Annotated in this window: 1 protein-coding gene; it reads left to right on the top strand. The window is 60.2% G+C overall.

Annotation, left to right across the window (positions count from 1 at the left end; translation table 11 throughout):
* Nucleotides 1-170: 170 nt before the first annotated feature.
* Nucleotides 171-1,232: PAAR domain-containing protein (locus C6H66_RS24945; protein WP_248000828.1), on the top strand; the 1,062-nt coding region annotated here is incomplete at its 3' end.

Genomic DNA, 1,232 nt, shown 5'->3' with positions numbered 1-1,232 from the left:
CCATTACCGGCGCATTGATAGGGGCGGCGGTCTTTGCCGCGGCATCGGCACTGGTAGGACTGACCGTTCTCACCGGGGGATTAGCGACCGTCGCGGTCATTGCCCTGGGAACCGCCGCCACATTTGCCCTTGGCGATGTCATCAGCGCCGCCAGTTCGGCCGTCACGAAAATGGTGGACAGCATCGGCCCGCCGAGCGGTACGCTGGCAAGTGGTTCGCCCAATGTCTTTATCGAAGGCAAACCGGCGGCCAGAGCCACCACCGATATCGCCGCCTGTAGTCAACACCCGGCGCCGCCCCTGATTGCCCAGGGCAGTGAAACCGTGTTTATTAACGGCTCGCCGGCAGCCCGGGTAGATGACAAACTGGCGTGTGGCGCCACCATAAAATCCGGGGCCAAAACGGTGTTTATCGGCTCCGGTCAGGGAACTTACCTGGCCGTCGCCGAAGAGTTCTCCGCCTGGGAACGGGCGATACTGATGGCGGTTGAATTTCTGGTGCCCCCTTCCCGAGGCGCCCTTAAAGGACTGGGTAAACTGTTTACCCGACAGGCCGGTAAAAAGGCCGTCAGCGGGGCGATTGCCGGTGCCCGGCATGCCGGAAAAGTGATATCGGGTAAAACCTTCTGCTGTGCCAAAACCGCCTTTAAAGAAACTCAGGGGGTGAAACGTTACCGGGAAGCGACGAAAAAATTCTTTACCGGCGACCCGATTGACGTCACCACCGGCCAGCTGTTTGACCAGCGGACCGATATCACCCTCGGCCAGACCCTGCCGCTGGTATTTCTGCGCAGCTGGGCGCCGGAGGAACAGGGCTTACTGGGGCCGGGCTGGACGGACAGCTTCTCCGAATGCGCCCTTGCCACCGGCGACCGGGTAGAAATCCGCACCACCGAAGGGGCTTCTCTTTACTTTGCCTTACCGGCCGCTTATACCCACAGCGTCAACCCGGAACACCCGGATTTCACCCTCAGTTGGGGAGAACAGGGCTATATCCTCCGGCACCGGGATTCACCGGTTTGTAAGTATTTTGCGCTGGCCTCTCCGGCCTCATCCGAAGGGACACAGCGCTGGCGGCTCACGGAACACCGGGACGTGTATGACAACCGGCTGCGGTTTGTCTATAACGAGCACGGTCAACTGACACAGGTTCTCCACAGTGACGGGCCGGAGTTGACGCTGCTTTATAATCGGCGCGGACAACTGACAGAGATTCTCCGTACCGATGAAGGG

The sequence above is a fragment of the Photorhabdus hindustanensis genome (genome assembly GCF_002968995.1).
In the GTDB taxonomy this organism is placed as follows: Bacteria; Pseudomonadota; Gammaproteobacteria; order Enterobacterales; family Enterobacteriaceae; genus Photorhabdus; species Photorhabdus akhurstii.
Note: the sequence above shows the minus strand (reverse complement) of the source record. Positions and strands in the feature narration are given on the sequence as shown.